The sequence below is a fragment of the Abyssibacter profundi genome (assembly GCF_003151135.1).
Lineage (GTDB): Bacteria > Pseudomonadota > Gammaproteobacteria > Nevskiales > OUC007 > Abyssibacter > Abyssibacter profundi.
The window spans coordinates 110,246-132,123 of sequence record NZ_QEQK01000011.1 but is presented as its reverse complement, the minus strand read 5'-3'; the positions used below and the strand labels follow the sequence as shown (position 1 = coordinate 132,123).

19 protein-coding genes are annotated in these 21,878 nt (G+C 64.8%); 15 read left to right on the top strand and 4 right to left on the bottom strand.

Annotated features, from left to right (window positions below):
• Positions 1-19: 19 nt before the first annotated feature.
• From argE to DEH80_RS12995, 4 genes are all read left to right on the top strand, one after another.
• Positions 20-1,186 carry an acetylornithine deacetylase gene (gene argE / locus DEH80_RS13010; RefSeq protein ID WP_109720935.1) on the top strand — a complete coding sequence of 389 codons (1,167 nt, stop codon included), beginning with the start codon at positions 20-22 and terminating at the stop codon, positions 1,184-1,186.
• A gap of 99 nt (positions 1,187-1,285) precedes the next feature.
• The gene (argA, locus tag DEH80_RS13005; RefSeq protein ID WP_109720967.1) at positions 1,286-2,566 is read left to right on the top strand and encodes an amino-acid N-acetyltransferase; all 1,281 of its coding nucleotides are present in this window, start codon (positions 1,286-1,288) and stop codon (positions 2,564-2,566) included.
• Positions 2,567-2,622: 56 nt separating this feature from the next.
• Positions 2,623-3,981: an adenosylmethionine--8-amino-7-oxononanoate transaminase gene (locus DEH80_RS13000; protein WP_109720934.1), complete on the top strand. Its 1,359-nt coding sequence runs from the start codon at positions 2,623-2,625 to the stop codon at positions 3,979-3,981.
• A 2-nt stretch (positions 3,982-3,983) separates the two neighbouring features.
• Complete coding sequence (locus tag DEH80_RS12995) at positions 3,984-4,715, top strand: 16S rRNA (uracil(1498)-N(3))-methyltransferase (RefSeq protein WP_109720933.1); 732 nt, start codon at positions 3,984-3,986, stop codon at positions 4,713-4,715.
• Here DEH80_RS12995 and DEH80_RS12990 read toward each other — a convergent pair.
• Genes DEH80_RS12990 through pilG form a run of 4 tightly spaced genes read right to left on the bottom strand, consistent with a single transcriptional unit; the run spans position 4,708 to position 12,788 of the window.
• A complete protein-coding gene (locus tag DEH80_RS12990; protein ID WP_109720932.1) occupies positions 4,708-5,226 on the bottom strand; it encodes a chemotaxis protein CheW in 519 nt (172 codons plus the stop codon). The two genes, DEH80_RS12995 and DEH80_RS12990, sit on opposite strands and share 8 nt — an antisense overlap.
• On the bottom strand, positions 5,219-11,860 hold the full coding sequence (locus DEH80_RS12985; RefSeq protein WP_165831464.1) for a hybrid sensor histidine kinase/response regulator: 6,642 nt from the start codon (positions 11,858-11,860) through the stop codon (positions 5,219-5,221). Before DEH80_RS12985 ends, DEH80_RS12990 begins: the two co-directional genes overlap by 8 nt.
• Before the next feature lie 8 nt (positions 11,861-11,868).
• Positions 11,869-12,426 carry a chemotaxis protein CheW gene (locus DEH80_RS12980; RefSeq protein ID WP_109720930.1) on the bottom strand — a complete coding sequence of 186 codons (558 nt, stop codon included), beginning with the start codon at positions 12,424-12,426 and terminating at the stop codon, positions 11,869-11,871.
• Complete coding sequence (pilG, locus tag DEH80_RS12975) at positions 12,426-12,788, bottom strand: twitching motility response regulator PilG (protein WP_109720929.1); 363 nt, start codon at positions 12,786-12,788, stop codon at positions 12,426-12,428. The genes DEH80_RS12980 and pilG overlap by 1 nt, the downstream gene beginning before the upstream one ends.
• A 517-nt stretch (positions 12,789-13,305) precedes the next feature.
• On the opposite strand from pilG, the gene gshA reads away from it, so the two are divergent.
• From gshA to DEH80_RS12920, 11 genes are all read left to right on the top strand, one after another.
• Entirely contained in the window at positions 13,306-14,607 is a 1,302-nt protein-coding gene (gene gshA / locus DEH80_RS12970; protein WP_207774595.1) for a glutamate--cysteine ligase, read from the top strand.
• Between the two features lie 38 nt (positions 14,608-14,645).
• On the top strand, positions 14,646-15,584 hold the full coding sequence (gene gshB, locus DEH80_RS12965; protein ID WP_109720928.1) for a glutathione synthase: 939 nt from the start codon (positions 14,646-14,648) through the stop codon (positions 15,582-15,584).
• Positions 15,581-16,642, top strand: coding sequence for an FAD:protein FMN transferase (locus DEH80_RS12960; RefSeq protein WP_109720927.1), 1,062 nt, complete (start codon positions 15,581-15,583; stop codon positions 16,640-16,642). Before gshB ends, DEH80_RS12960 begins: the two co-directional genes overlap by 4 nt.
• On the top strand, positions 16,639-17,010 hold the full coding sequence (locus tag DEH80_RS12955; protein ID WP_165831463.1) for a NusG domain II-containing protein: 372 nt from the start codon (positions 16,639-16,641) through the stop codon (positions 17,008-17,010). The genes DEH80_RS12960 and DEH80_RS12955 overlap by 4 nt, the downstream gene beginning before the upstream one ends.
• Positions 17,007-17,543 carry a Gx transporter family protein gene (locus tag DEH80_RS12950; RefSeq protein WP_109720925.1) on the top strand — a complete coding sequence of 179 codons (537 nt, stop codon included), beginning with the start codon at positions 17,007-17,009 and terminating at the stop codon, positions 17,541-17,543. The genes DEH80_RS12955 and DEH80_RS12950 overlap by 4 nt, the downstream gene beginning before the upstream one ends.
• A gap of 84 nt (positions 17,544-17,627) precedes the next feature.
• The gene (locus tag DEH80_RS12945; protein WP_109720924.1) at positions 17,628-18,188 is read left to right on the top strand and encodes a YqgE/AlgH family protein; all 561 of its coding nucleotides are present in this window, start codon (positions 17,628-17,630) and stop codon (positions 18,186-18,188) included.
• On the top strand, positions 18,172-18,615 hold the full coding sequence (gene ruvX, locus DEH80_RS12940; protein WP_109720923.1) for a Holliday junction resolvase RuvX: 444 nt from the start codon (positions 18,172-18,174) through the stop codon (positions 18,613-18,615). The genes DEH80_RS12945 and ruvX overlap by 17 nt, the downstream gene beginning before the upstream one ends.
• A 31-nt stretch (positions 18,616-18,646) precedes the next feature.
• Entirely contained in the window at positions 18,647-19,111 is a 465-nt protein-coding gene (pyrR, locus tag DEH80_RS12935) for a bifunctional pyr operon transcriptional regulator/uracil phosphoribosyltransferase PyrR (protein ID WP_330408668.1), read from the top strand.
• Positions 19,108-20,073: an aspartate carbamoyltransferase catalytic subunit gene (locus DEH80_RS12930; RefSeq protein WP_109720921.1), complete on the top strand. Its 966-nt coding sequence runs from the start codon at positions 19,108-19,110 to the stop codon at positions 20,071-20,073. The genes pyrR and DEH80_RS12930 overlap by 4 nt, the downstream gene beginning before the upstream one ends.
• The gene (locus DEH80_RS12925; RefSeq protein ID WP_109720920.1) at positions 20,070-21,317 is read left to right on the top strand and encodes a dihydroorotase; all 1,248 of its coding nucleotides are present in this window, start codon (positions 20,070-20,072) and stop codon (positions 21,315-21,317) included. Before DEH80_RS12930 ends, DEH80_RS12925 begins: the two co-directional genes overlap by 4 nt.
• A gap of 176 nt (positions 21,318-21,493) precedes the next feature.
• Positions 21,494-21,859: a response regulator gene (locus tag DEH80_RS12920; RefSeq protein WP_109720919.1), complete on the top strand. Its 366-nt coding sequence runs from the start codon at positions 21,494-21,496 to the stop codon at positions 21,857-21,859.
• The last annotated feature ends 19 nt before the right edge of the window (positions 21,860-21,878 follow it).

Sequence of the window (21,878 nt, the reverse complement as noted above, 5' to 3'; positions counted from 1 at the left end):
GCCCCTAACGAACTGCGCCGTGAACCGACTGCCCTCCCCGCTGGCCATGATGCAATCGCTCATTGCCCTGCCCAGTATCTCCAGTGCCCAGGCGGCGCTGGATCAAAGCAACCGCCCGGCCGCCGAACAAATGGCCAGCTGGCTGGAACCGCTGGGGTTTCGTTGCGAGCTGATGCCGCTGCCGCGCCAGCCGGACAAGTGCAACCTGGTCGCAACCCTGGGGAGCGGAGATGGGGGGCTGGTCCTTGCGGGCCATCTGGACACCGTGCCCTACGACGAGGGCGCGTGGACGACCGATCCGTTCACCGGCACCGTCCGTGACGGCCGACTCTACGGGTTAGGGAGCACGGATATGAAGGGCTTTCTGGCCCTGGCGGCGACGGCGGCTGCGCGGTTCCAGGCGGACCAGCTACGCGAACCGCTCATCCTGCTGGGCACCGCGGACGAGGAAACCGGTATGGAAGGCGCGCAACGCCTGCTGGAGCTGGGCCGCCCACGTGCGCGGCAGGCCGTCATCGGCGAACCCACCGGCATGCGACCGATTCGGGCACACAAGGGCATTTTGATGGAGGCCATTCAGGTGACCGGACAGGCCGGTCATTCCAGCAACCCGGCCGGGGGTGCCAACGCCATCGAAGGCATGGCCCGGGTGATTGCGGCCCTGCAGTCCTTACAGGCCGCGCTGCGAGCCGAGTACAACGACCCGCTATTCGCTGTGAATCACCCCACGCTGAATATCGGACACGTCTGCGGGGGCGATGCGCCGAACCGCATCCCGGCGCGCTGCGAGCTCCACATCGATCTTCGTTTTCTGCCCGGCATGCCCATTGAAGCGCTGCGGCAGCGTATTCACGGCGCGGTTCGAAGCGCCGTGGCCGATACCGCCTTTGGCGTCGAGGTCCGGCCGTTGTTTGATGGCACACCCGCTCATGGTTGCGAAGCCACGGCCGCGATCTGCCAGGCGGTCGAACGCATGACCGGCGATACCGCTGGCGCCGTGGATTTCGCCACGGAGGCGGGCTACTTCGGCGCCCTGGGCATGGACACCGTGATTCTGGGACCGGGCGATATCGACTGCGCCCACCAACCGGATGAGTACTTGCGACTGGACCGCGTGGAGCCGACCATCGACCTGCTCGCCGGCTTGATCCATCGCTTCTGTGTCGACCCGGCAGCATCGCACTAACCGACACTGCCGCTGACCGATGCGCTGGGCTAGGCTTGGCAGTGACCTAGGCATCCGGTGTCAGGCAAGGAATCCACGGCCCGCAAAGGAATGACCGGCATGAGCCAGCACCCTCTGGTGGAAGCACTGCGCGAGTTTGCGCCTTATGTTCACGCCCACCACGGACGGACATTCGTGTTGAGCATTCCGGGCGAGGCGTTGCTGCGTGAGGGCCGTCGCGCACTGATCTACGACATCGCCCTGCTCCGCAGCCTCGGTGTCCGCATCGTGTTGGTCCACGGAGCCAGACCCCAGATCGAGGCCCGCCTGCAAGCCGAGCAATGCCACTGCGAGGTCGTGGATGGCCTTCGGGTCACCTCCACCGCAGCCATGACCAGCGTGGCAGCCGCCGTGGGCGCCGTGCGCATGGAGCTGGAAGCGCTGCTGTCCACCGGAGTGGCCAGCTCACCCATGGGCGGTGCCCGAATCGAGGTGACGGGCGGCAACTGGGTCGTGGCCCGCCCGGTCGGTATCCGTCAGGGCGTGGACTTTCAACACACCGGCGAGGTCCGTCGCATCAACGTCGCCCCCATCCAGGCCGCCCTGGATCGCGGCGCGATCGCACTGTTGTCTCCGGCCGGCTACTCACCCACCGGTGAGGCGTTCAATCTGCTGGCCGAGGAGGTCGCGCTTAAGGCTGCTGTCGCACTTCGCGCCGACAAGCTGGTCTACCTGCACCCGGAACCTTCGGCTGCGACACCCAATCAGTGGTCGTTGGCAACCGCCCGGGAACAGTTGGCACACACCCCGGATGATGCGCTGTTTCGCGCGGCGGTGGAGGCCGCAGAAGCGGGCGTGCCGCGGGTGCATGTCGTCAGCGCCCAGTCCGATGGTGCCCTGCTGACGGAGCTCTACACCCGAGATGGCATCGGCCGCATGATCGCGGCCGATGGTTACGATGCCGCCCGACCCGCGCGGATCGATGACGTGGGGGGCATTCTTCAGCTCATCGAACCGCTGGAACGGCGGGGCGTGCTGGTGCCGCGCTCCCGCGAGCAACTCGAGCTGGACATCCACCATTTCCTGGTCATGACACGGGACAACATGGTGATTGGCTGCTGCGCGCTCATGCCCTACCCCGAGGAGCGGATGGGCGAGATCGCCTGCATTGTGGTGCACCCGGATTACCAGCGAGAGGGCCGCGCCGACATGCTGCTACGCCAGGCCGAAGAACGCGCACGCAGCGAGGGGCTGGAGCGTGTCATGGCCCTGACCACCCATACGCCGCACTGGTTCGTCGAGCATGGATTCACCCAGGCCGATGTCAGTTCCCTGCCTGTCCAGAAGCAGGCCTTGTACAACCTGCAGCGCAATTCGAAGGTGTTCATCAAGACGCTGTAGCCAGGCCCGCCGGAACACGCCGGGTCCGCCCCACTCCTACCAAGATCAAGTATTCGATGACTTCGACGGATCACAACACGCAATGGGCCGAGCGCGACCTCGCCCACGTCTGGCACCCCTGCACGCAGATGAAGGATCACGAAAGCCTGCCACCGCTGCCGCTGCGCTCGGCGCGCGGGGTCTGGCTGGAGGACTTCAACGGTCGTCGCTACATCGATGCGGTGAGCTCCTGGTGGGTCAACCTGTTCGGTCATAGTCATCCCGTCATCGCCGAGGCGCTGAAGGACCAGATCGACACGCTGGATCACATCATGCTGGCCGGCATGACCCATGGCCCGGCCGTGGAACTCGCCGAGCAGTTGGCGCAGCTCGTCCCCGACCCGCTCACCCGTTGCTTCTACGCCGACAACGGCTCGGCTGCGGTCGAGGCTGCGCTGAAGATGAGCTTCCACTACTGGCTGCATCAGGGCCAGACGCGGCCCCGGTTCATCTCGTTGTCCAACAGCTATCACGGCGAAACATTGGGCGCGTTGGCGGTCGGTGACGTGCCTTTGTACAAATCCACTTACGGCCCCTTGCTGCTGGACAACATCGTCGTCCCGGGCCCCGATTGCTACGAGCGCGCCGAGGGCGTGTCCTGGGAGGCGCATTCACGGGCGGCCTTCGCGGCCATGGAAGCCACACTGGCCGAGCATGCCCACAGCGCATCGGCCGTGATCGTTGAACCGCTGGTTCAATGCGCCGGGTCGATGCGCATGTATCACCCCGTATATCTCAAGCTGCTGCGCGAAGCCTGCGACCGCTACAACATCCATCTGATTGCCGATGAAATCGCCGTCGGCTTCGGCCGCACCGGTACGCTGTTCGCCTGCGAGCAGGCCGACATCGCCCCGGACTTCATGTGTCTGTCCAAGGGCATTACCGGCGGTACCTTGCCGTTGTCGGTGGTCATGACCTCGGAGGCCATTTATCAGGCCTTCTACGATGACTACCCAACGATGAAAGCCTTCCTGCATTCGCATAGCTATACCGGTAGCGCTCTGGCATGCCGCGCAGCGCTGGCCACGTTGTCGCTGTTCCGGGCCAGCGACGTGCTCGCCGACGTCCGCGCCAAGGGGGCTGCGATGGAAGCAGCCGCTGCGCCGCTGCGGGACCACCCCCATGTCGGCGACATCCGCCGCCACGGCATGATCATGGCCATCGAACTGGTGCAGGACCGTGCAACCAAGACGCCGTTCGACTGGACGCAGCGCCGAGGCCGACGGATCCACCGCCACGCGCTCACCGAGGGTGTGCTGCTGCGACCGCTTGGCGATGTGGTCTATTTCATGCCGCCTTATGTCATTAATCAGGACGAAATCGAACAAATGGTCGGGGCGGCCATCCGTGGTATCGACCTGGCGGTGCGGGATTAGACATGCGCATTTCCCGCTTTTATGTGGACCTGCCCCTGGCCGCCGGCGGGGCGTTCGAATTGCCTTCAGATGTCGCGCATCACCTGGTCCGGGTGTTGCGCAGCCCGCCTGGTAGCCGCCTTCGGCTCTTCAATGGACAGGGGCAGGAGTTCGAGGCCACGCTGACAACCGTGAGCAAGCGCAGCGCAACGGTGACATGCGACCAAGCACTCACGCCTTTGCCGGACTCACCGCTGGACATCACGCTTTATCAGGCCGTGAGCAAGGGCGAGCGGCTGGACTATGCCATCCAGAAAGCCACGGAGCTTGGGGTCACGCGTATCCAGCTACTGCAAACCGAGCGGGTGGATGTGCGATTAAGCGGCGACCGGCTGGGCAAAAAGCTCCAGCACTGGCAGCGCGTCGCCATTGCCGCCGCCGAGCAATGCGGCCGCGCCAGTGTGCCGACTGTTCTGCCACCGCAAGCCTGGCCACTGCCTGCTCCCGATGGACGGGTCTGCCTGCTCCTGGACCCGACAGCCGACCGGGTAGCGGGTGCCGAGCCGCCGGCAAGCGCTTACGCGGTGGCCGTCGGCCCCGAAGGTGGATTCAGCGATCGGGAACTAACCGCCGCGCAATCGCTGGGCTGGCAAGGCATCCGGATGGGCCCCCGCATACTGCGGACCGAAACCGCTGGCCCGGCCCTCATCGCCGTGCTCCAGGCACGGTGCGGAGACTTCGCGTCGGCTAGCTAAGCAGCGCCGGCAGCTCCACCGGATCCAAGGTGCTGGCCTCGACCCGGACCAAGGCGCTGGCAATTTTGCCCTCGATGCGATCCAGGTCGGGAATCAGCGCGGTGTTCGTACCGATGCGAACCCGCGCAGCGGTATTGGCCCGCTCGGGTAGCCCGTCCGTCCAATCCTGCTGGACAGCCCGCTCGTTGACGGTGACGAGCTGCGGATAACCTTGCGCCACCAGCACGTACTGACCCGCCTGGACCTGATCGGTCACCGTGTTGATGACCAGCAGACGCGCCCTGGGCATGCGCTCAGGAATCGGCAGGCCCAGCAGTCCTTCCGCGGCGACCAGCGGCAGACGGCGATCACGCCAATCCACAAAACCGAACAACCAATCAGGTGAGCCCGTGTTGAGCTCGACGTTATCGAAGGCCAGGACATCGGCAATGGCGGCGTTCGGCAGCAGCCAGGTCTCACCGTTCAGCGCGACCAGCGCACCGTAGACCTGATCAGGCAATGCTTCATCCATGGCGAGGTTCCTGCGAATCGGCCAGAACAGACTCGATCTCACCGAGCAGCTGGGCTTCCTGGTACGGCTTGATCAAATAGCGATTCACGCCAATACGGGCGGCTCGCTCACGATGCTTATCGCCGGAACGCGACGTGATCATGATAATTGGCAGCGACGACAGTTCCGGCGTGTTGCGCACATAGGTCGCGACTTCAAAACCGTCGACCCGAGGCATTTCGATATCCAACAACATGACGTCGGGGCGCTCGGATTGCAGTTGAGCCATCGCATCCATGCCATCCTTGGCCGTGGTGACCTGGTAACCATTGCGACCCAGCAGTCGCTCGGCCACCCGGCGCATCGTGATGGAGTCGTCGACCACCATGACGGTCAACTCGTGGGGGCTGTCGGTCGGGGCCACGTTGGACTCGGCAGTGCGCGGCGCCAGCGTGGCGCATTGCGCGTCGGCCCGTAGCAGAGCCGATAGGTCCAGAATCAGCACCACCTCACCATCCGGCATGATGGTCGCGCCGGCCATGCCCTCAATGGCACCGACCTGCGGCCCCACCTGCTTGGACACGATTTCGCGGTTGCCCAACACCTGGTCGCAAACCAGCGCCACGCGGCGCTCTTCGCCGCCCAGGCCCTCGGTGTAGGCGGTCAGAATAACCGGCAGGTTTCGTGCCTCGAAGCTGTCCGGCGTGGGCAGACCCAACAAACTGCCGACGTAGCGCACGGCGTAATGCTCGCCGCCGTACTGGAATGCCGGCGTTTCACTGGCCGCCATGCTGGCCAGATCGTCGGCAGGCAAACGACCGATGCCTTGCACGCCGCCTATGGGCACCGCGTAGGTTTCCTCCCCCACGGACATCAGCAGGGCCCGGCTAATGGCCAGTGACAGCGGGAGGCGAATCAGGAACCGCACGCCCTTGCCCAGCTCGGATCGGACATCGACCGACCCACCCAGGTGTTTGACCTCAGCGCCGACCACGTCCATGCCGACGCCGCGTCCCGCCACCTGACTCAGCGCATCCGCGGTCGAGAACCCCGGCTCGAAGATGAACTGCGCCACTGCCTCGTCCGAGGGCTCGGCCGTGGGACTGAGCAAGCCACGCTCGATGGCCTTGCCTCGGATTTTCAGCAGGTCGAGGCCGCGGCCATCATCGGCGACCTCCATGACCAGCTGGGTTCCTTCGCGGCGCAGGCGCACATCAATCCGACCGGTCTCCGACTTGCCGGCTGCGAGGCGGTCTTCCGGGGATTCGATGCCGTGATACACGGCATTGCGCAACAAATGCTCCAGCGGGCCGGTCATGCGTTCGAGCACGTTCCGGTCCATCTCGCTCTCGATCCCCTCGAACTCCGCAACCACGGCCCGGCCGAACTCGCTGGCCGTCTGCCGGACCACGCGCTGCAGCCGCTGAACCTGGCGCGAAAACGGCACCATCAGCGTACTCATCAAGCCCTGCTGCAGCGAGGTATTGATCTGCCCCTGGTGCCGCAGCATGCCGTCGGCCTCGGCCACCTGCTCGGACAGGGTTTCGTGGATGTTCTCGAGGTCGGCCACCGACTCGTTCAACGCGCGCGACAATTCCTGCATGCGCGTGTAGCGGTCCATCTCCAACGGATCGAATTCGTCTTCGTAGCGGTCCGGGTTCTGGTCGGCGCGACCCTGCTGGCGGGCCTGGATCTGGGCATCGGTTTCCAGGTCCATCTGCCGCAGCTGGGCCCTTGCGCGGGTGATGGTCTGCTGCAGTTCGTTGAGCTGCGCCGCCTGGCTGGTGGACTGCGCCTCCAGCCGCGAATGAAAAATCCCAACCTCGCCCGCCTGATTGAGCATGGTGTCGAGTTGCTCGACGGTGACGCGCGCGGTTTCGCGCCGAACCAGGCTGGCCTGATCCTGCTGCGTATCCGGCGTCCAGAACAGCCGCTCATCCCACTCGCGAACCTCGACGGGCTCAACGGGGTCGGGTTCCGCGTCTTCGGTGGTGGCCGCCACCTCGGAGACATCCTCACCGTCGTCGATCAGCAGATCCTGCTCACTAACGACCCGCTCTTCATTAGCCGGCAGCGGGTCATCGACCGCCACGGGCGCGGCAGCTTGAACCTGCTCCGGTGCGGGTTCGGGCAACGGCGGCTCGTCAGCGAGCGGAGTCACCAGTGCCGTGGCTGGCGCCTGGCCCCGGAAGATTCGCTCGACCTCGTCGGTGGCGACAGCCAGCTGCTCCACCCCCGTCTCGGCATCACGCAGCCATTGGGGCGTGAACTGTCCACCAGGCAGTTGCGCCTCCAGCTCCGTTTCGAGCACATGGGTTTGTTCACCCAGCGCGTCGAGGCCGGCCATGCGCGCGCTGCCCTTCAGGGTATGCAGGCAGCGACGGACGCTGGCGATGGCGTCGTCCTGGCGCTCGGGTGCGGCCGCCAGTCCAGACAGCGCCGTCCCCATCTCATCCAGCAACTCCCGCGCCTCGGACAGGAAGATGTCGACCACCTCCTGATCCAGACCGGCCAGCAGCCCGGTGTCATCGGGTGCCGCGGGCGTCTCATCCGTTGCCACCGACGACGCGGCCGTTTCGCTGCTAGACGGCGCGACGGTCACCGGTGGTTCCGCCGGCAAGGTCAGCGCGTCCTCCACCGAGGACTGCAATGCCTCGGGCGTCTCGGGTACGACCGCGCCCTCTGACCGATCATCCGACAAGGACGTTTCGTCGGGCGCCATCTCCATGGACTCGAACTCAGAGAGATCAAGCTCGATCTCGAATGCATCTTCGGCGGGCGTCTCTACCGGATCAGACGGCGGCGCCGCCTCTGGCGCCGGGTCGGCGGTCTGCGGGTCCGGTGCCACCTCGGTGACTTGAAGCACGTCTTCCGGGGGCGCGATCGGCGGCTCTTCCACCCCCATCGGGTCGCTGGCCGAGTCCACATCGCCAGTCGTCGACGCCGCGACAGTGCCCTCATCGACCAACGGCAGACCGTCCGATGACTCCGATACATCCGGCGACAATTGCACAGGCGCATCGACAGCGCTGGCGTCACCGTCCGGAACGTCGGGTTCGTCGTGGACATCGCCACTGTCTGCTGCGGGCGTTGCCGCGGCCTGGCTGCCCAGACGCTGCAAGTCCTCGATGTCATCCAGCACACGGCTGGCATCCAGTGTCTCGGCGCGGCTGAGCTGATCGACGAGACCGTGAAAACCGTCCACCACGTTGTGTAGCTGACTGACAACCGCAGCATCCCGCGAGAGCTGGCCCGACTGCATCGCACCGACCACATCCTCCAGTCGGTGACTTGCCGTGCCGAGCGCTGCAATGCCCGCGGTACGTGCGCCACCCTTCAGGGTATGCAGCGCACGGGCGATTTCGTCCAGCGGCTCGCCCCGCTGCGGATCGTCTTCGAAACTGGAGAACGCGCGGTCGATGTCCTGCAGCAACTCGCCGGCTTCTTCGGCAAAGGTTGCGGCCAGCTCAGCATCGAAGGCAGCGTCATCGTCAAGCGCCGATTCGGCGGGCGCCGACGCGTCGACCTCGACCGAGGTGGCCTCATGCGACGGCGACTCCACCTCCGCAGATTCGCTCGACACTTGCGCGGCCGGGGTTTCTGCCACCGAAGCAGACAGCGCATCGGCATTGTCCGGCTCGGTCGCGGGATCGCCCACCACCGCTTCGGCAGCATCGTCCGCGGGCTCGGCGGTTTCGAACAAGGCCGCCTGTGCCACGGCACTGGGCATGGCCAATCCAGACCGATGCGCATCGAGCAGCTGATAAACGGTTTCCACCGAATCGTTCATGGTGGCAAACCAGGCCTCGTCCGGCGCACCGGCATCTGCCGCATCCTGGGCAAGCACACGCTCGCGCATGGCGGCCGCCTGTTCGCGCACGTCCTCGATGTCCGCCATGCTGGCACTGCCCTTGAGCGTATGCAGCGCGTCGCCCACCTTGCGGGCATGGTGCTCGGCCGTGGGCGTGGCTTTCCAGGCTTGCAGCTCCTGCTCCACCGTATCGAGCAGTTCAGCCGCCTCGTCGGTAAAGGTCACGACCAGCCGCCGACGCGCACTGGCTTTGCGCACGTCTTCCGGCAACTCGCGGTGGGCCTGCGCGGCACGCTCACGCAGGGCATCCAGGCCCGGGTGACTGCCTGCGCCCGACTCATCGGCATCCAACCAGGCACCCAGTTCGGTCATGGACTCATAGACCAGCGTGCGCTCGGTATCGCCCAAGCCCAGACCGGCGGACATGACTGTCTCGCAGAGATTCTCCAGCTCGGAAGCCAGCTCCGACACCGACTCCAGCGACAGCGCCGCCGCACTGCCGGTCACGGTGTGTAGCGCCCGGACCAGTTCCTGACTGACCGGGAACCGGCCGTGCTCGTTGGCGGGCACGTCATCCAGCCACTGGCGCATCGTGTCCAGATGCTGACGGGCGTCCTCCCGGAAAATGCGGTGAATCTCTGGGTCGTAGTCATCGTCGAGTTCATCGACGTGCGCCCCGCGCGCGACGCGATCGGTTTGCGCCACCAGTGCACGCGCCTCATCACTCAGCGGCTCGCCCTGACGGAAATTATCGATGACACCAGGCAGCGCGTTCACCGCTTGCTCCAGCGTCTTGACGACGGCTGGCGTCACGCTCAATGCGCCTTCGAGGCAGCGATTGAGCATGTGTTCCACCGACCAGCCGAACTCACCGATGTCGTTGGCACCCACCATGCGACCACTGCCCTTCAGGGTGTGGAAGGCGCGGCGGATGGTGCCGAGCGTGTCCTTGTTTTCGGTGTCACGCAGGAAGCCGGGCAAGTGACCACGCAACGTCTCCAGCACCTCGACGGCTTCTTCCAGAAAGACTTCGCGGATCTCGGGGTCAATCTCGTCCGGGTTGACGGGCTCAGGAATCTGGATGCCCCCGGTCGCGGCATCGTCAGCGACCGTGACCGGCTCTTCCGCCTCTTCGATCTCTGCACCCGCCGCATCGAGCTTGGCTTCCAGCTGGTCGAGCAAATGGGCGGTCTGAGGTTGCCGGCGCTGCAAGGCCTCCAGGTAACACTCGGCTAACGCCACGGCGTCGGCAAACTGATCCGCCAGCGCCACATCGTCACGAATATCGCGAAACCCATCCTGACCGATGGATTCGCGTAGGCGGGCAACCAGCCCAGCGCCCCGTTCACTCTCCAGCAGGCTCAGCGCGGATTCGACCTGATGCAGCATCCGTTTGGCATCGGCCAGCAGACCGGGCTCACCCCGGTCGATGTACTCGCTGATCTGATCCTTGAGCTGGGACACATTGATCAGCGACTCACGCAGGGCCGCGGCAGCGCCTTCCCGGTGATCCAGCTTGACCGGCGGCGGCGCTGCCAGAACCGTGGCCGGGTCGCGGCGATCCTCTTCGCCACTGCCCGCGCGCACATGCCCGAACAGGGCGTCTTCCAAGTTGTGCTCGACCAGCAGCAAGGCCGTTGCCAGCTCCATCCAGCTCGAGTCAGCTGCATCTAGCGCCAGCTTGTCCAGCACGTCGGCCTGGTGATCGATGACCCGCTGCAATGCGCCCAAATCGAGCATGGACAGGGTGTCCGAGACACGCTTGAGCGTGCGCGCCATCGATTCGTGCTGCTCGGGCGCCCGCTGGCCGGTACGAATGGCCAGGTCAATCTCATCTTTGACCTGGGCAAAGTCCTCGCGGATTTCCGTGGCCACACGGGTCAAAACGTCGGTGTTGGGTCCACGAACCCGGGTGCGCAACTGCTCGATGCGTGCATCCGGCACGAGGCAGTCATCCAGCTCTAGCCGCTCGATCAAGGCGCGGGCCCGGTGAGACCGGGCACCGGAGCGATGAACCTCCACGCCGAGCCGGACCGCTGCGCGCACCATGGCTGCACTGTCATCGGTCGACTCCCCGGTCATGGCCAGGCGCTTGGTCAGCTCGCCGACCTGTCCCATCTGGCGCTTGAGCTCAAGGCTGTCCGACAACTTCAATGCCAACAGGCATTCAACCGCCGCCGCCGCGGCCTGCATCATCAGCCGGCAGGCCGGCCCGTTGGCCTGACTCTGCAGGTGCTCGGTAATCCGGCCAATGCGTTTGAGGCTGTCGATACGGTCTTCGCCGCGCACCCAGCCGCGCATGGCCTTGTGCAGCGCCGGCAACAGCTTGCGGGCCGAGACGCTCGCAGGCGCCTCGCGCGAAGCGTCGATGACGGCGTCCAGCTCCACCAGCCCGGCATCGAAGATGTGTCGCGTGACCAGATCGGCCTCGCTCAGCACCCCTTGACCACAAGACACCCGCAACTCATTGATGATCGGGTGGAAGACCAGCAGGGCATCCTGTTCGCCGCCGCTGAGAAGATCGAGATAATCACTCAGCTGCACAGAGGCGCCGAGCAATGCCGTAATGGCCGCCTCGCGGTCGCGAATTTCCGCTTCATCCGAGGCCAGGGCCTGCACCGTCACCTTCATGGCATCGGCTAGATTGGCGGCACCGTAGCACTGGATGACCGTGGCGATGCCCCGAATCTGGTGCAGCTCGACCACACACTTTTGGAGCAGCAGATCAGCATCTTCACGCTCCATGGACTGGTCGATGTGATCGCGCACCCGCGCCAGGCTTTGCTCCAGTTCGCCGCGCAGCCAGTGCAGGCCATTACTCAGATCGTGACGGACGGACCGCATGACCGCACTCATGCTGCAACCCCACTCATGGGCTGCTCTTCCAGGCCCGCCTCGGCCGCACGGTGCAATGACAGCGCCAGCCACGGCTGGCCGTCACGCACGAACCCGCCCAGCAGATAAGGCGCCACCGACGGTGCAGCCTCATCCAGCGCACGCATCCGTTGGTCGCCGGGCTCAAAATTGCGATATCCAAACACTTCATCAACCAGAAACGCGACCGGATCGGTCTCGGCATTCAGGAGTAGCAGGCGCGTATCCGCAGTCGAGATGTAGCGGTCCTCGCCCAGCAGACGACCCAGGTCCACAATCGGATAAAGCGCACCGCGCACGTTGGCCACGCCCCGCATCCAATCCGGCGCGTTCGGTACGCGCGTCATCCGTGGCGGTGGCAAGACCTCACGGACGTCCGCACGCGGCGCGACGAACAGCTGATCTCGCAGGCGCAGACCCAAGCCCGTCCAGGTACGAACAGCTTGCAGGCCACCCTCGCCGGCTCCCGCCTGGAGCCTGCGCTCCAGCGACACCAGCAACGCATAGGGCGACTGCGTCGAGACGTCGGACGACATTACGCGGCTTCGGAAGCTGCGTGCTTGCGAACGGCGCCCAGCAACTCATCGCGCGTGAACGGCTTGGTCAGGTAGTGATCCGACCCAACAATCCGACCGCGCGCGCGGTCGAACAAGCCATCCTTGCTCGACAACATGATGACCGGGGTGTGCTTGAATCGGGGGTTGCCCTTGATCAGGGCACAGGCTTGGTAGCCATCCAACCTCGGCATCATGATGTCGACAAAAATGATGTCAGGATGGTGATCGGCGATCTTGGCAAGCGCTTCAAAGCCATCAACGGCGGTAATCACCGTGCAGCCCTCGCGCGCCAGTAGTGTCTCCGCGGTGCGCCGGATGGTCTTGCTGTCGTCGATGACCATGACTTTCACGTTTGATATCCCCCGTGCTTGTTCTTGTGCTGCCACGTTATTCCCCTAGGGAAGCCCCTGTTCGGCGGCCGAGCCGCCACGTGCTGGTTGCTGACGCCCGTCGCGACGTCGCAGTTGCGTGAAAGCCGTGTTCCCCCAGCGACATTCCGTTCCCCGTCTGACCGGTGCGAACGCTCGCGTCGTCGCGAACCGTCCCGCCGAACCCACCAGGCGAACAACCCGACTTGTCGTGACTCACGCACTCCCCGAATGCGTCTGATGTGCCGACGGCTCCAGTCCGGCCACATCACGGTTCAGATTTTTACCATATTTTCAGCACGCACTGGATGACAGGCGCCGCTCGACTGCTCAACGGCACGCCCTGGCTCGGGCAACCCCATGCTGCAGCGAGGAATTTTTTCCCACACACGCCGAGACAGGGCGGCGATCGATCCGGCTGACTCGGCACGAACCGCGCCAGGATGCTGCATTGCGGTAACATCCAGCTCCCGATTTGTTGGAGTGTCGCATGGCGCTACCGGACCCGATGACCGATACCGAATCCAGCCTGCGCGGACCGTTGCAGCACCTGGAATCCCAGCTCCTAAACCAACAGGGTGACATCGAAGCCTGGTTTCGTCGGCAATGGCTCCAGACCCCTGCACCGTTTTATGCGTCCGTCGACCTGCGCAACGCGGGTTACAAGCTGGCACCGGTGGACACCAATCTGTTCCCGGCGGGCTTTAACAATCTCGCTCCGGAGTTCGAGCCCCTGTGTATCCAGGCGCTGCAGTCGGCGGTGGACCGCATCTGCCCGACCGCCCGGTCGTTGATGGTGATTCCGGAAAACCACACCCGTAACCGCTTTTATCTGGAGAACGTCGCTCGCCTGGTCGAACTCATGCGCAAGGCCGGGTTTGATGTGCGCATCGGTTCGCTTATGCCCGACCTGAAGACAGCAACCGACATCGAACTCGATAGCGGCCGCCCGCTGCGTCTGGAGCCGATCGTCCGCCAAGGCAACAAGCTGGGGGTCGAAGGCTTCTCGCCCTGTGGACTCATCCTCAACAACGACTTGTCCAGTGGACAGCCCGACATCCTCGCGGGCGTGGAGCAGCCGATCATGCCGCCTCCGACGCTGGGCTGGGACCACCGGACCAAATCCGAACATTTCACGGTGTACTCGCAGGTGGCCGGCGAGTTCGCTGAGTCCGTGGGAATCGATCGATGGCTGATCGACCCGCTCTTCCGGAACTGCGGTCAAATCAACTTCATGAAACGGGAGGGCGAGGAGTGCCTGGCCAGTAACGTGGAGATGTTGCTCGCCTCGATCCGACAGAAGTACGACGAGTACGGAATCTCTGACGAACCCTACGTCGTGATCAAGTCTGATGCCGGGACCTATGGCATGGGCATCATGACCGCGCGCTCGCCGGATGATGTCACCAGCCTGAACCGCAAACAGCGGACCAAGATGTCCTCCGGCAAGGAAGGTCGGGACGTCACGGGTGCGATCATCCAGGAAGGGGTTTACACGCGCGAACAGTGGGGCGCGCAGCAAGCCTCGGCCGAATCCGTGCTGTACATGATCGACCGTTTTGTCGTCGGCGGCTTCTATCGGGTGCACACCGGGCGCAACACAACTGACAGTCTCAACGCGCCGGGCATGGAATTTCACCCGCTGCCCTTTGCCGACGGCGCCTCGCGGCCCGACCCGCAACTCGACCCCGACGCCGGCCCCAACCGGTTTCATGCCTACGGCGTCGTCGCTCGCCTGGCACTGGTGGCCGCCGCGCGCGAGATCGCCCAGAGCGGCACGGACGACGAATAAACGCTGCGCCAGACCGCAGCGCAACAGGAGAGATCGACATGCGCCAACTGGGCGTGGTGATGGACCCCATCGCCAGCATCAAGCCGGTCAAGGACACCACGCTGGCCATGCTGCTCGAGGCTCAGCGTCGCGGGTATGCCCTGCACTACTACGAGATCCCGGACCTGAGTATTCGCGATGGCCGCGCCATGGGGCGTCGCCGGTCACTCCAGGTCCGTGATGACCCCACGGACTGGTACACGTTGGGCGCAGCAGAGGATGCCGCGCTGGCCGAGCTGGACGTGCTGCTCATGCGCAAGGATCCGCCGGTCGAAGACGCCTTCCTATACGCCACACACGTGCTCAGCCGCGCAGAAGCCGAGGGCGTGCAGGTGGTCAACCGCCCAGACAGCCTGCGCAACTGGAACGAGAAACTAGCGATTTCGGGATTCGCGCATTGCACGGCACCGACACTGGTCAGCATGGAGATGGCGCGGCTGCAGGCGTTTGTTGACGAACACGCAGACTGCATTCTGAAACCGCTGGACGGCATGGGTGGCGCCGGCATTTTTCGTGTGGGCGCGAATGATCCGAATCGCGGCTCCATCGTGGAAACGCTGACGCAGAACGGCCGACGCGCGATTATGGCGCAGCGCTACATCTCGGCGGTGACCGAGGGCGATAAGCGCATTCTGATGATCGATGGTGAGCCTGTTGATGTTTGTCTTGCGCGCATCCCGAAATCAGGCGAGACCCGTGCCAACCTGGCGGCGGGCGGACGCGGCGAGGGTCGACCGCTGAGCGACCGGGATCGGTGGATCGCCGAGCAGGTGGGCCCCACGCTGCGCCAACATGGCCTGCGCTTTGTCGGGCTGGACGTCATCGGCGACTACCTTACGGAAATCAACGTCACCAGCCCGACCTGCGTCCGCGAACTCGATGCCCAGTACGGCATCAACATCGCAGGCCTGTTGTTCGACGCCATCGAAAGCTCATGAGACGCTGGATCGGCGGCGGGTTGATCCTGCTGATGATCGGGGTGCTGGTGCTGCGTGGCCGGGAAGGCGACGCGCGGTTCGAGCGTCAGATCTATGTCATGGGCACGCTGGTCACGATCACGCTGCGCGCCCCACATCGCGAAGACGAGGACCTGGCGACGCTGGTCTCCAGCGTCGAGTCCGAGCTCAACCGGTTCCAACAACGCTGGTCCCCGCAAGGCAGCGGCGCGCTCGCGCAGCTCAACCAGACGCTGGCCGACAACCCCGGCGCGACCGTTCCCGAGGGCTTGCGACCCTTGCTTGCGGCCGCCAAAAGCGTCGCCGACGACAGCCAGGGCACCTTTGACCCAGGGCTCGGCGCTCTGGTGCAGCTCTGGGGATTTGATGATCCAGAGCACTTTCGCGAGACACCACCGCCCGATGCGGAACTGGCCGCTGCGCTCCAGCGCCCCCATCGTCTGGCCCGAGCCCAGCTGACCGCAGACAGGCTTGAAGTCGGCGCCCCCGGGCTGATGTTGGATTTCGGCGCCATGGCCAAGGGTGCGGCGGTCGGCGCCGCACTACAGCAACTGCGCGATGCCGGCATCGAACACGCGATGGTCAATGCCGGAGGCGACCTGCAGGTGATCGGGCATGCGGAATCGCGTCCCTGGCGGATTGCCGTACGCCATCCACGACCGCCGGAAGAGGCGCCACGACTGCTCGTGGCCCTCGAACTGGAAGATGGCGAATCCGTGTTCACCAGTGGCGACTACGAACGCTATTTCGAACATGCTGGCCGCCGCTACCACCACGTCCTGGACCCGCGGAGCGGCGAGCCCTCGACCGGGGCGCAATCCAGCACCGTGGTGCATGGTGACCCGGCGCTGGCTGATGCCTTGGCCACGGCGCTCTTTGTCGGTGGCCCCGACCAGTTTCATGCACTCGTCGATGAGTTTGCGCTCAAGTACGCCATGCTGGTCGATGCCGACGGCCGCATCCACGCCACCCCGGGATTCAGACACCGCGCCCAGTGGCTCACCGATGTGCAATTCGCACCCGACCCTGTGGCTCCGTGAGTCGCCCGTCGCCGGCAGATATCGCGCTCATCCTGATATTGGCGACGGCCATCGGCGCGCTATACGCCCAGTATTGGTCACCAGCGGCCGGGCCACCGACGCATGCCCTGGTGCGTGCAGAACAACAGCCGCCCCTGCGCGTCCCTTTGCATGTGGACGCCCGCTTCACGGTGCATGGTCGTCAGGGCGCCAGTCATTTCGAAGTCCGAGATGGCCGCATCCGGTTTGTCGCGTCCGCCTGCCGCCGTAAGGTCTGTATTCGCTCGGGCTGGATGCAAGCCGCGCACGATGCAACGGCCTGCCTGCCGAATCGCGTCAGCCTGTCACTGGAAAGTGCCAAGACAGAGTTCGATGGGATCAGCCAATGACCCGACGTGTGCCCCTGCATCCACAGCGCCGTGATCACATGATTGCCGGCTTTGCCGCCCTGGCGATCGTCATTCACATCCTCGAGGCCGGCGTCCCCACGCCGATTCCCGGCATCAAGCCGGGATTGGCCAATGTCATCACTCTACTGGTGCTGCTCCGCCACGATTTTCGAGCTGCGGTCTGGGTGCAGCTGCTTCGCGTCCTGGTCGGTAGTCTGCTCATCGGGAGTTTTCTGACACCCACTTTTTTGCTGAGCCTGGCCGGTGCCGGGGCCAGCCTGCTCGCGCTGGGCGCGCTGACACTGTGGAATCGTGCACTGCCTCTGGCGCAGTTCAGCCCGATCGGCCTGGGCGTCGCGGCGGCCTGCGCGCACATGAGCGGGCAGTTTCTGGTGGCCTACAGCTGGTTTATTCCTCACCCGGGGCTGCTGACATTGCTGCCGGTGCTGCTGACGGCCGCGCTGCTCTTCGGGGCGCTGACCGGCTGGCTGGCCGGGCGCATTCACGACCGCCTGCCGGCAGCGAGCACCTGAGCCCGCAGATGGGCGCACCCGCGATTCCGGTGGCGACCCGAACTTTGCTTGCGGTGCCCCCGGCCGCGGCGTGATACTGCGGGCATGACGACAGGCAGTGAACTCAAGAACCAGTTCCTGATCGCAATGCCCAGCCTTGACGATGAGCATTTCGAGCAGACCGTCACGTTCCTGTGCGAACACTCCGAGCAGGGCGCCCTGGGCCTCGTGATCAATCGGCCCTCCGACCTGTCAGTGGCCAGCATGCTAAGCCACATGAATGTCCCCTGTGAGCGCGATCTTGACCAAGACCCGGTGTTCTGGGGCGGGCCGGTGCAGCCGGAACGTGGCTTTGTGCTGCACTCTGTTGGGACGACCTGGGAGTCAACCGTCCAGGTCAGCGAGTCGCTGGCCATTACCTCCTCGCGCGATATTCTCGAAGCCATCGGCCTGGGCAGCGGCCCCGAGGAGTACCTGATCACCCTGGGCTACGCGGGCTGGGACGCCGGCCAGCTGGAGGAGGAGTTGCTGCATAACGCCTGGCTGAATACGCCGGTGGACCGGCAAATTCTCTTTTCGACCGCGCCCCCCGAGCGCTGGGAGGCTTCGCTCAAGCTATTGGGTGTCGACCTGACCGTGCTGTCCGGTGATGCCGGACACGCCTGATTCGCCCGCCAGGAGCCCGGCCGAACACCTGCAGGATCGACCCGCTGGGGTTTATCTGGCGTTCGACTACGGCAGCCTGCGAATCGGTGTTGCGGTCGGCGATACGGTGTCCAGGCAGCCCAAACCCATTGCCACGATCGACAACCAGACCAAGCAGCGCTGGTCTCAGATCGCGGAGTTGCTGGCGGCTTGGCAACCGGTGGGGCTGGTCGTCGGCGTGCCGCTGACCCTGGATGACCAGCGCCAGCCCATGACCGAGGCGGCCGAACGCTTCTGCCGCCGCCTCAAAGGCCGGTATCATTTACCTGTCTACCCGGCCGAAGAACGCATGACCTCCCTGGAAGCAGACCTCACCCCGGTTGCCGGCCAAAGCCGCGATGCAGTGGCCGCTGCCCACATCCTGTCCGACTGGCTCGGCCGTGACTGACACACCCGAGACCGCTCAACTACTGGACCGGATGGCCGACGCGCTCCATGCGATAGACATCGCCGCCCTGGACCCGGTGGTCATCGGAATTCACACCGGCGGCGTCTGGGTCGCCGACGCACTGGCGAGCCGACTGGCACTGGACGGCCCCTTAGGGACCATCAACATCAGCTTTTATCGAGACGATTTCAGCCGTATCGGCCTGCATCCACAGATTCGCCCCTCCGATCTGCCTGTGTCGGTCGACAACCGGGTGGTTCTGCTGGTTGATGACGTGCTCCACACCGGCCGGACCATCCGCGCAGCCATGAACGAACTCTTCGACTACGGTCGACCTGACCGCATCCTCCTGGCCGTGCTGGCCACCCGCCCGGGCCGTGAACTGCCCATCGCACCCGATGTCGTCGGGCATGTGTTCGACGCCTTGCCCGCAGGCGGCCACCTGCGGCTGACCGGCCCCGACCCGCTGGCCCTGCGCATCGAGGTCACGGCATGAGCGGCGCCGCCCGCATTCAGCTCACCGATGACGGTCGGCTCCGGCATCTGCTGACCACCGAAGGATTGGGCCGGGCCCTGACCACCGAGATCCTCGACACCGCCGAATCGTTTGTTCCAGTGACTCGGAACGACGTCAAGAAAGTGCCATTGCTGCGTGGCCGCACAGTGGTCAATCTGTTCTTCGAGGCGAGCACCCGGACGCGTAGCGCCTTCGAACTTGCGGCGCATCGATTGTCCGCAGACGTGTTGAACATCGAGGGCCGCAGCTCGTCCACGACCAAGGGCGAAACCCTGCTCGACACGCTTAAGACGCTGGAATCCATGCATGTGGACATGTTCGTGATTCGGCATGGCGAAAGCGGAGCGGCCGAGTTCTTTGCCCGTCATGCCGCACCCGGCGTGGCCATACTCAACGGCGGCGATGGTCGCCATGCGCACCCGACTCAGGGTCTGCTGGATGTCTTCACCATCCGCCGCCACAAGCCGGATGTTGCCGGCCTCAGCGTGGCCATTGTCGGCGACGTGCTGCATTCACGCGTGGCCCGGTCGGACATTCACGCCCTCCAGGCACTGGGCACTCAGGACATTCGGGTGGTCGGCCCCAAGACCTTGGTGCCTCCGGAGCTGGATGCCCTGGGCGTGTCGGTTCATCACGACCTGCGCAGCGGCCTGGCCGATGCCGATGTCGTCATGCTGCTGCGGCTGCAGCGCGAGCGCATGTCAGGCCACTATCTACCAGCAGGCTCGGCCTTTCATCGCGGCTTTGGACTCAATGAACACACGCTCGGCTACGCCAAGCCAGACGCCCTGCTCATGCACCCAGGCCCCATCAACCGCGGCGTTGAGATTGCGGCGCCTGTGGCCTATGGCAAGCAGTCCGTCATTCTGGAGCAGGTCAGTCACGGCGTGGCCATTCGTATGGCGGTCATGGCCATGATCATCGGGGCCCACCAGTCATGAGCGTTATCCGCTGCCTGCAAAACCTGACGCGCCACGATGACCCGGCCTCGGAACTGTGGATCATCGACGGTCAGTTCGCCGCGCCCCCGGCCGACGCCGCAGGCGCGGAAATCATCGATACCGACGGCGGCTGGTGGCTACCACTGGCCGTGGATTTGTGCGCGCGTGTCCGCGAGCCGGGCGCCACACACAAAGCCACCCTGAGCAGCGAAACCACTGCTGCGGTCCGCGCGGGTGTCGGCAGCCTGTGCGTGCCGCCGGATAGTCAACCGGTGGTGGACCAACCGGCGGTCGTCGACTGGATCGGCGATCGCGCCCGCGATGCGGAGGCGTCGGTACACCTGCTTGGCGCATTGACAGAAGGTCTTGCCGGACAGGCGCTCTCCGATCTGGAGGCCTTACTCGCCGCCGGCTGCGTCGGCGTCGCCCAGCCCCGGCGACTGCCGGATGTCATGCTGCTGCGACAGGCCCTGCAATATGCCGCCGGCATCGGCTGCACGGTGCATCTGGACCCCGTCGAGGCCAGTCTGGCGGGCCAAGGTGTCGCCCATGCAGGACGCCCGGCCATGCGCGCGGGGCTCACCGGCATCCCCGCAAGTGCAGAGGCCATCGGCACGGCGATCGCGCTGGAATTGGCGCGTGACACAGGCTGCCGGCTTCACCTGGGCCGATTAACCACAGCCCGTGCATTGTCCCTGATCCGCGCGGCCAAACACGATGGCGTGTTGGTGACCTGCGACGTGGCCGCCCACCACCTCTTCCTAACCGATCAGGTCCTGGATGGACTGGACCCCGCCTACCGGCTGGATCCCCCGCTGCGAACCGACGTCGACCGCCAGGCGCTCATCGCCGCGGTGGGCGACGGCACCGTGGACGCCGTGTGCTCAGACCATGCACCACAAGACGAAAACGCCAAGACGGACCCGTATCCACTGACGGCGCCGGGTGGCTCCACAATTGAGCAACTCGTTCCGGCAATGGCCACACTGGCTCAGCAGAACAGTTGGGGACTGCGCCGAGTCGTCGAGCTGCTGGTCGATGCCCCCTCCCGCATCCTCGGGCTCGAACCTGTGGCGACCGCGCCGGGGTCGCCAGCCCATGGCGTTCTACTCAAGCCGCTGGATCACCAGGTCGACCCCAAAGCCATGCGCAGCGCCGGATACGGAACGCCGATGCAAGGCCTGGAGCTGCAATGGACGGTGGCCGAGGTCTGGCGCGACGGTCAGCCCGTTGCGCTCGTCTGAGAAACCGAATTGCCCGTCATGTTCTTGTATGATGACTGCGGGGAATCGAATCGTTCGATTTGAACTAGCGTCTCTGACCGGAATTCGCGCGTTCGCCAGATCGCATGCGCCGGCTGAAGACACCAGATGCTTGGGCCACCAAGCCATTAACACTGCATACGACAAGTGGGGGAACCATGCCGCGCGTACTTTTGGTTGACGACTCGCCGACTGACATTGCGAACCTTCGCAAAATGCTGGAAAAGAACGGCTTTGAGGTCGTCGAAGCATTGACTGGCGAATCTGCCATTGAAAAGGCCGGCGTCGAAAAGCCGGATGTCATCGTCATGGATGTGGTCATGCCGGGCATGAATGGCTTCCAGGCCACACGCACCCTGTCTCGCGGTGCCGAGACGTCGAATATTCCGATCGTGGTGATTAGCAGCAAGTCCCAGGAGACGGACAAGCTGTGGGCCATGCGCCAGGGCGCCCGCGAATACATCGTCAAGCCGGTCAAAGAATCGGAACTGATAACCAAGGTGAACGGCGTCATCAGCGCCTGAACGCCGCTACGGGAGAGAC

Excerpts from the sequence above, each read along its gene's own strand:
- argA (WP_109720967.1), top strand. The coding sequence starts at position 1,286 with ATGAGCCAGCACCCTCTGGTGGAAGCACTGCGCGAGTTTGCGCCTTAT.
- DEH80_RS13000 (WP_109720934.1), top strand. The coding sequence starts at position 2,623 with ATGACTTCGACGGATCACAACACGCAATGGGCCGAGCGCGACCTCGCC.
- DEH80_RS12995 (WP_109720933.1), top strand. The coding sequence starts at position 3,984 with ATGCGCATTTCCCGCTTTTATGTGGACCTGCCCCTGGCCGCCGGCGGG.
- DEH80_RS12990 (WP_109720932.1), bottom strand. The coding sequence starts at position 5,226 with ATGGATGAAGCATTGCCTGATCAGGTCTACGGTGCGCTGGTCGCGCTG.
- DEH80_RS12985 (WP_165831464.1), bottom strand. The coding sequence starts at position 11,860 with ATGCGGTCCGTCCGTCACGATCTGAGTAATGGCCTGCACTGGCTGCGC.
- DEH80_RS12980 (WP_109720930.1), bottom strand. The coding sequence starts at position 12,426 with ATGTCGTCCGACGTCTCGACGCAGTCGCCCTATGCGTTGCTGGTGTCG.
- pilG (WP_109720929.1), bottom strand. The coding sequence starts at position 12,788 with ATGGTCATCGACGACAGCAAGACCATCCGGCGCACCGCGGAGACACTA.
- gshA (WP_207774595.1), top strand. The coding sequence starts at position 13,306 with ATGGCGCTACCGGACCCGATGACCGATACCGAATCCAGCCTGCGCGGA.
- gshB (WP_109720928.1), top strand. The coding sequence starts at position 14,646 with ATGCGCCAACTGGGCGTGGTGATGGACCCCATCGCCAGCATCAAGCCG.
- DEH80_RS12960 (WP_109720927.1), top strand. The coding sequence starts at position 15,581 with ATGAGACGCTGGATCGGCGGCGGGTTGATCCTGCTGATGATCGGGGTG.
- DEH80_RS12950 (WP_109720925.1), top strand. The coding sequence starts at position 17,007 with ATGACCCGACGTGTGCCCCTGCATCCACAGCGCCGTGATCACATGATT.
- DEH80_RS12945 (WP_109720924.1), top strand. The coding sequence starts at position 17,628 with ATGACGACAGGCAGTGAACTCAAGAACCAGTTCCTGATCGCAATGCCC.
- ruvX (WP_109720923.1), top strand. The coding sequence starts at position 18,172 with ATGCCGGACACGCCTGATTCGCCCGCCAGGAGCCCGGCCGAACACCTG.
- pyrR (WP_330408668.1), top strand. The coding sequence starts at position 18,647 with ATGGCCGACGCGCTCCATGCGATAGACATCGCCGCCCTGGACCCGGTG.
- DEH80_RS12930 (WP_109720921.1), top strand. The coding sequence starts at position 19,108 with ATGAGCGGCGCCGCCCGCATTCAGCTCACCGATGACGGTCGGCTCCGG.
- DEH80_RS12925 (WP_109720920.1), top strand. The coding sequence starts at position 20,070 with ATGAGCGTTATCCGCTGCCTGCAAAACCTGACGCGCCACGATGACCCG.
- DEH80_RS12920 (WP_109720919.1), top strand. The coding sequence starts at position 21,494 with ATGCCGCGCGTACTTTTGGTTGACGACTCGCCGACTGACATTGCGAAC.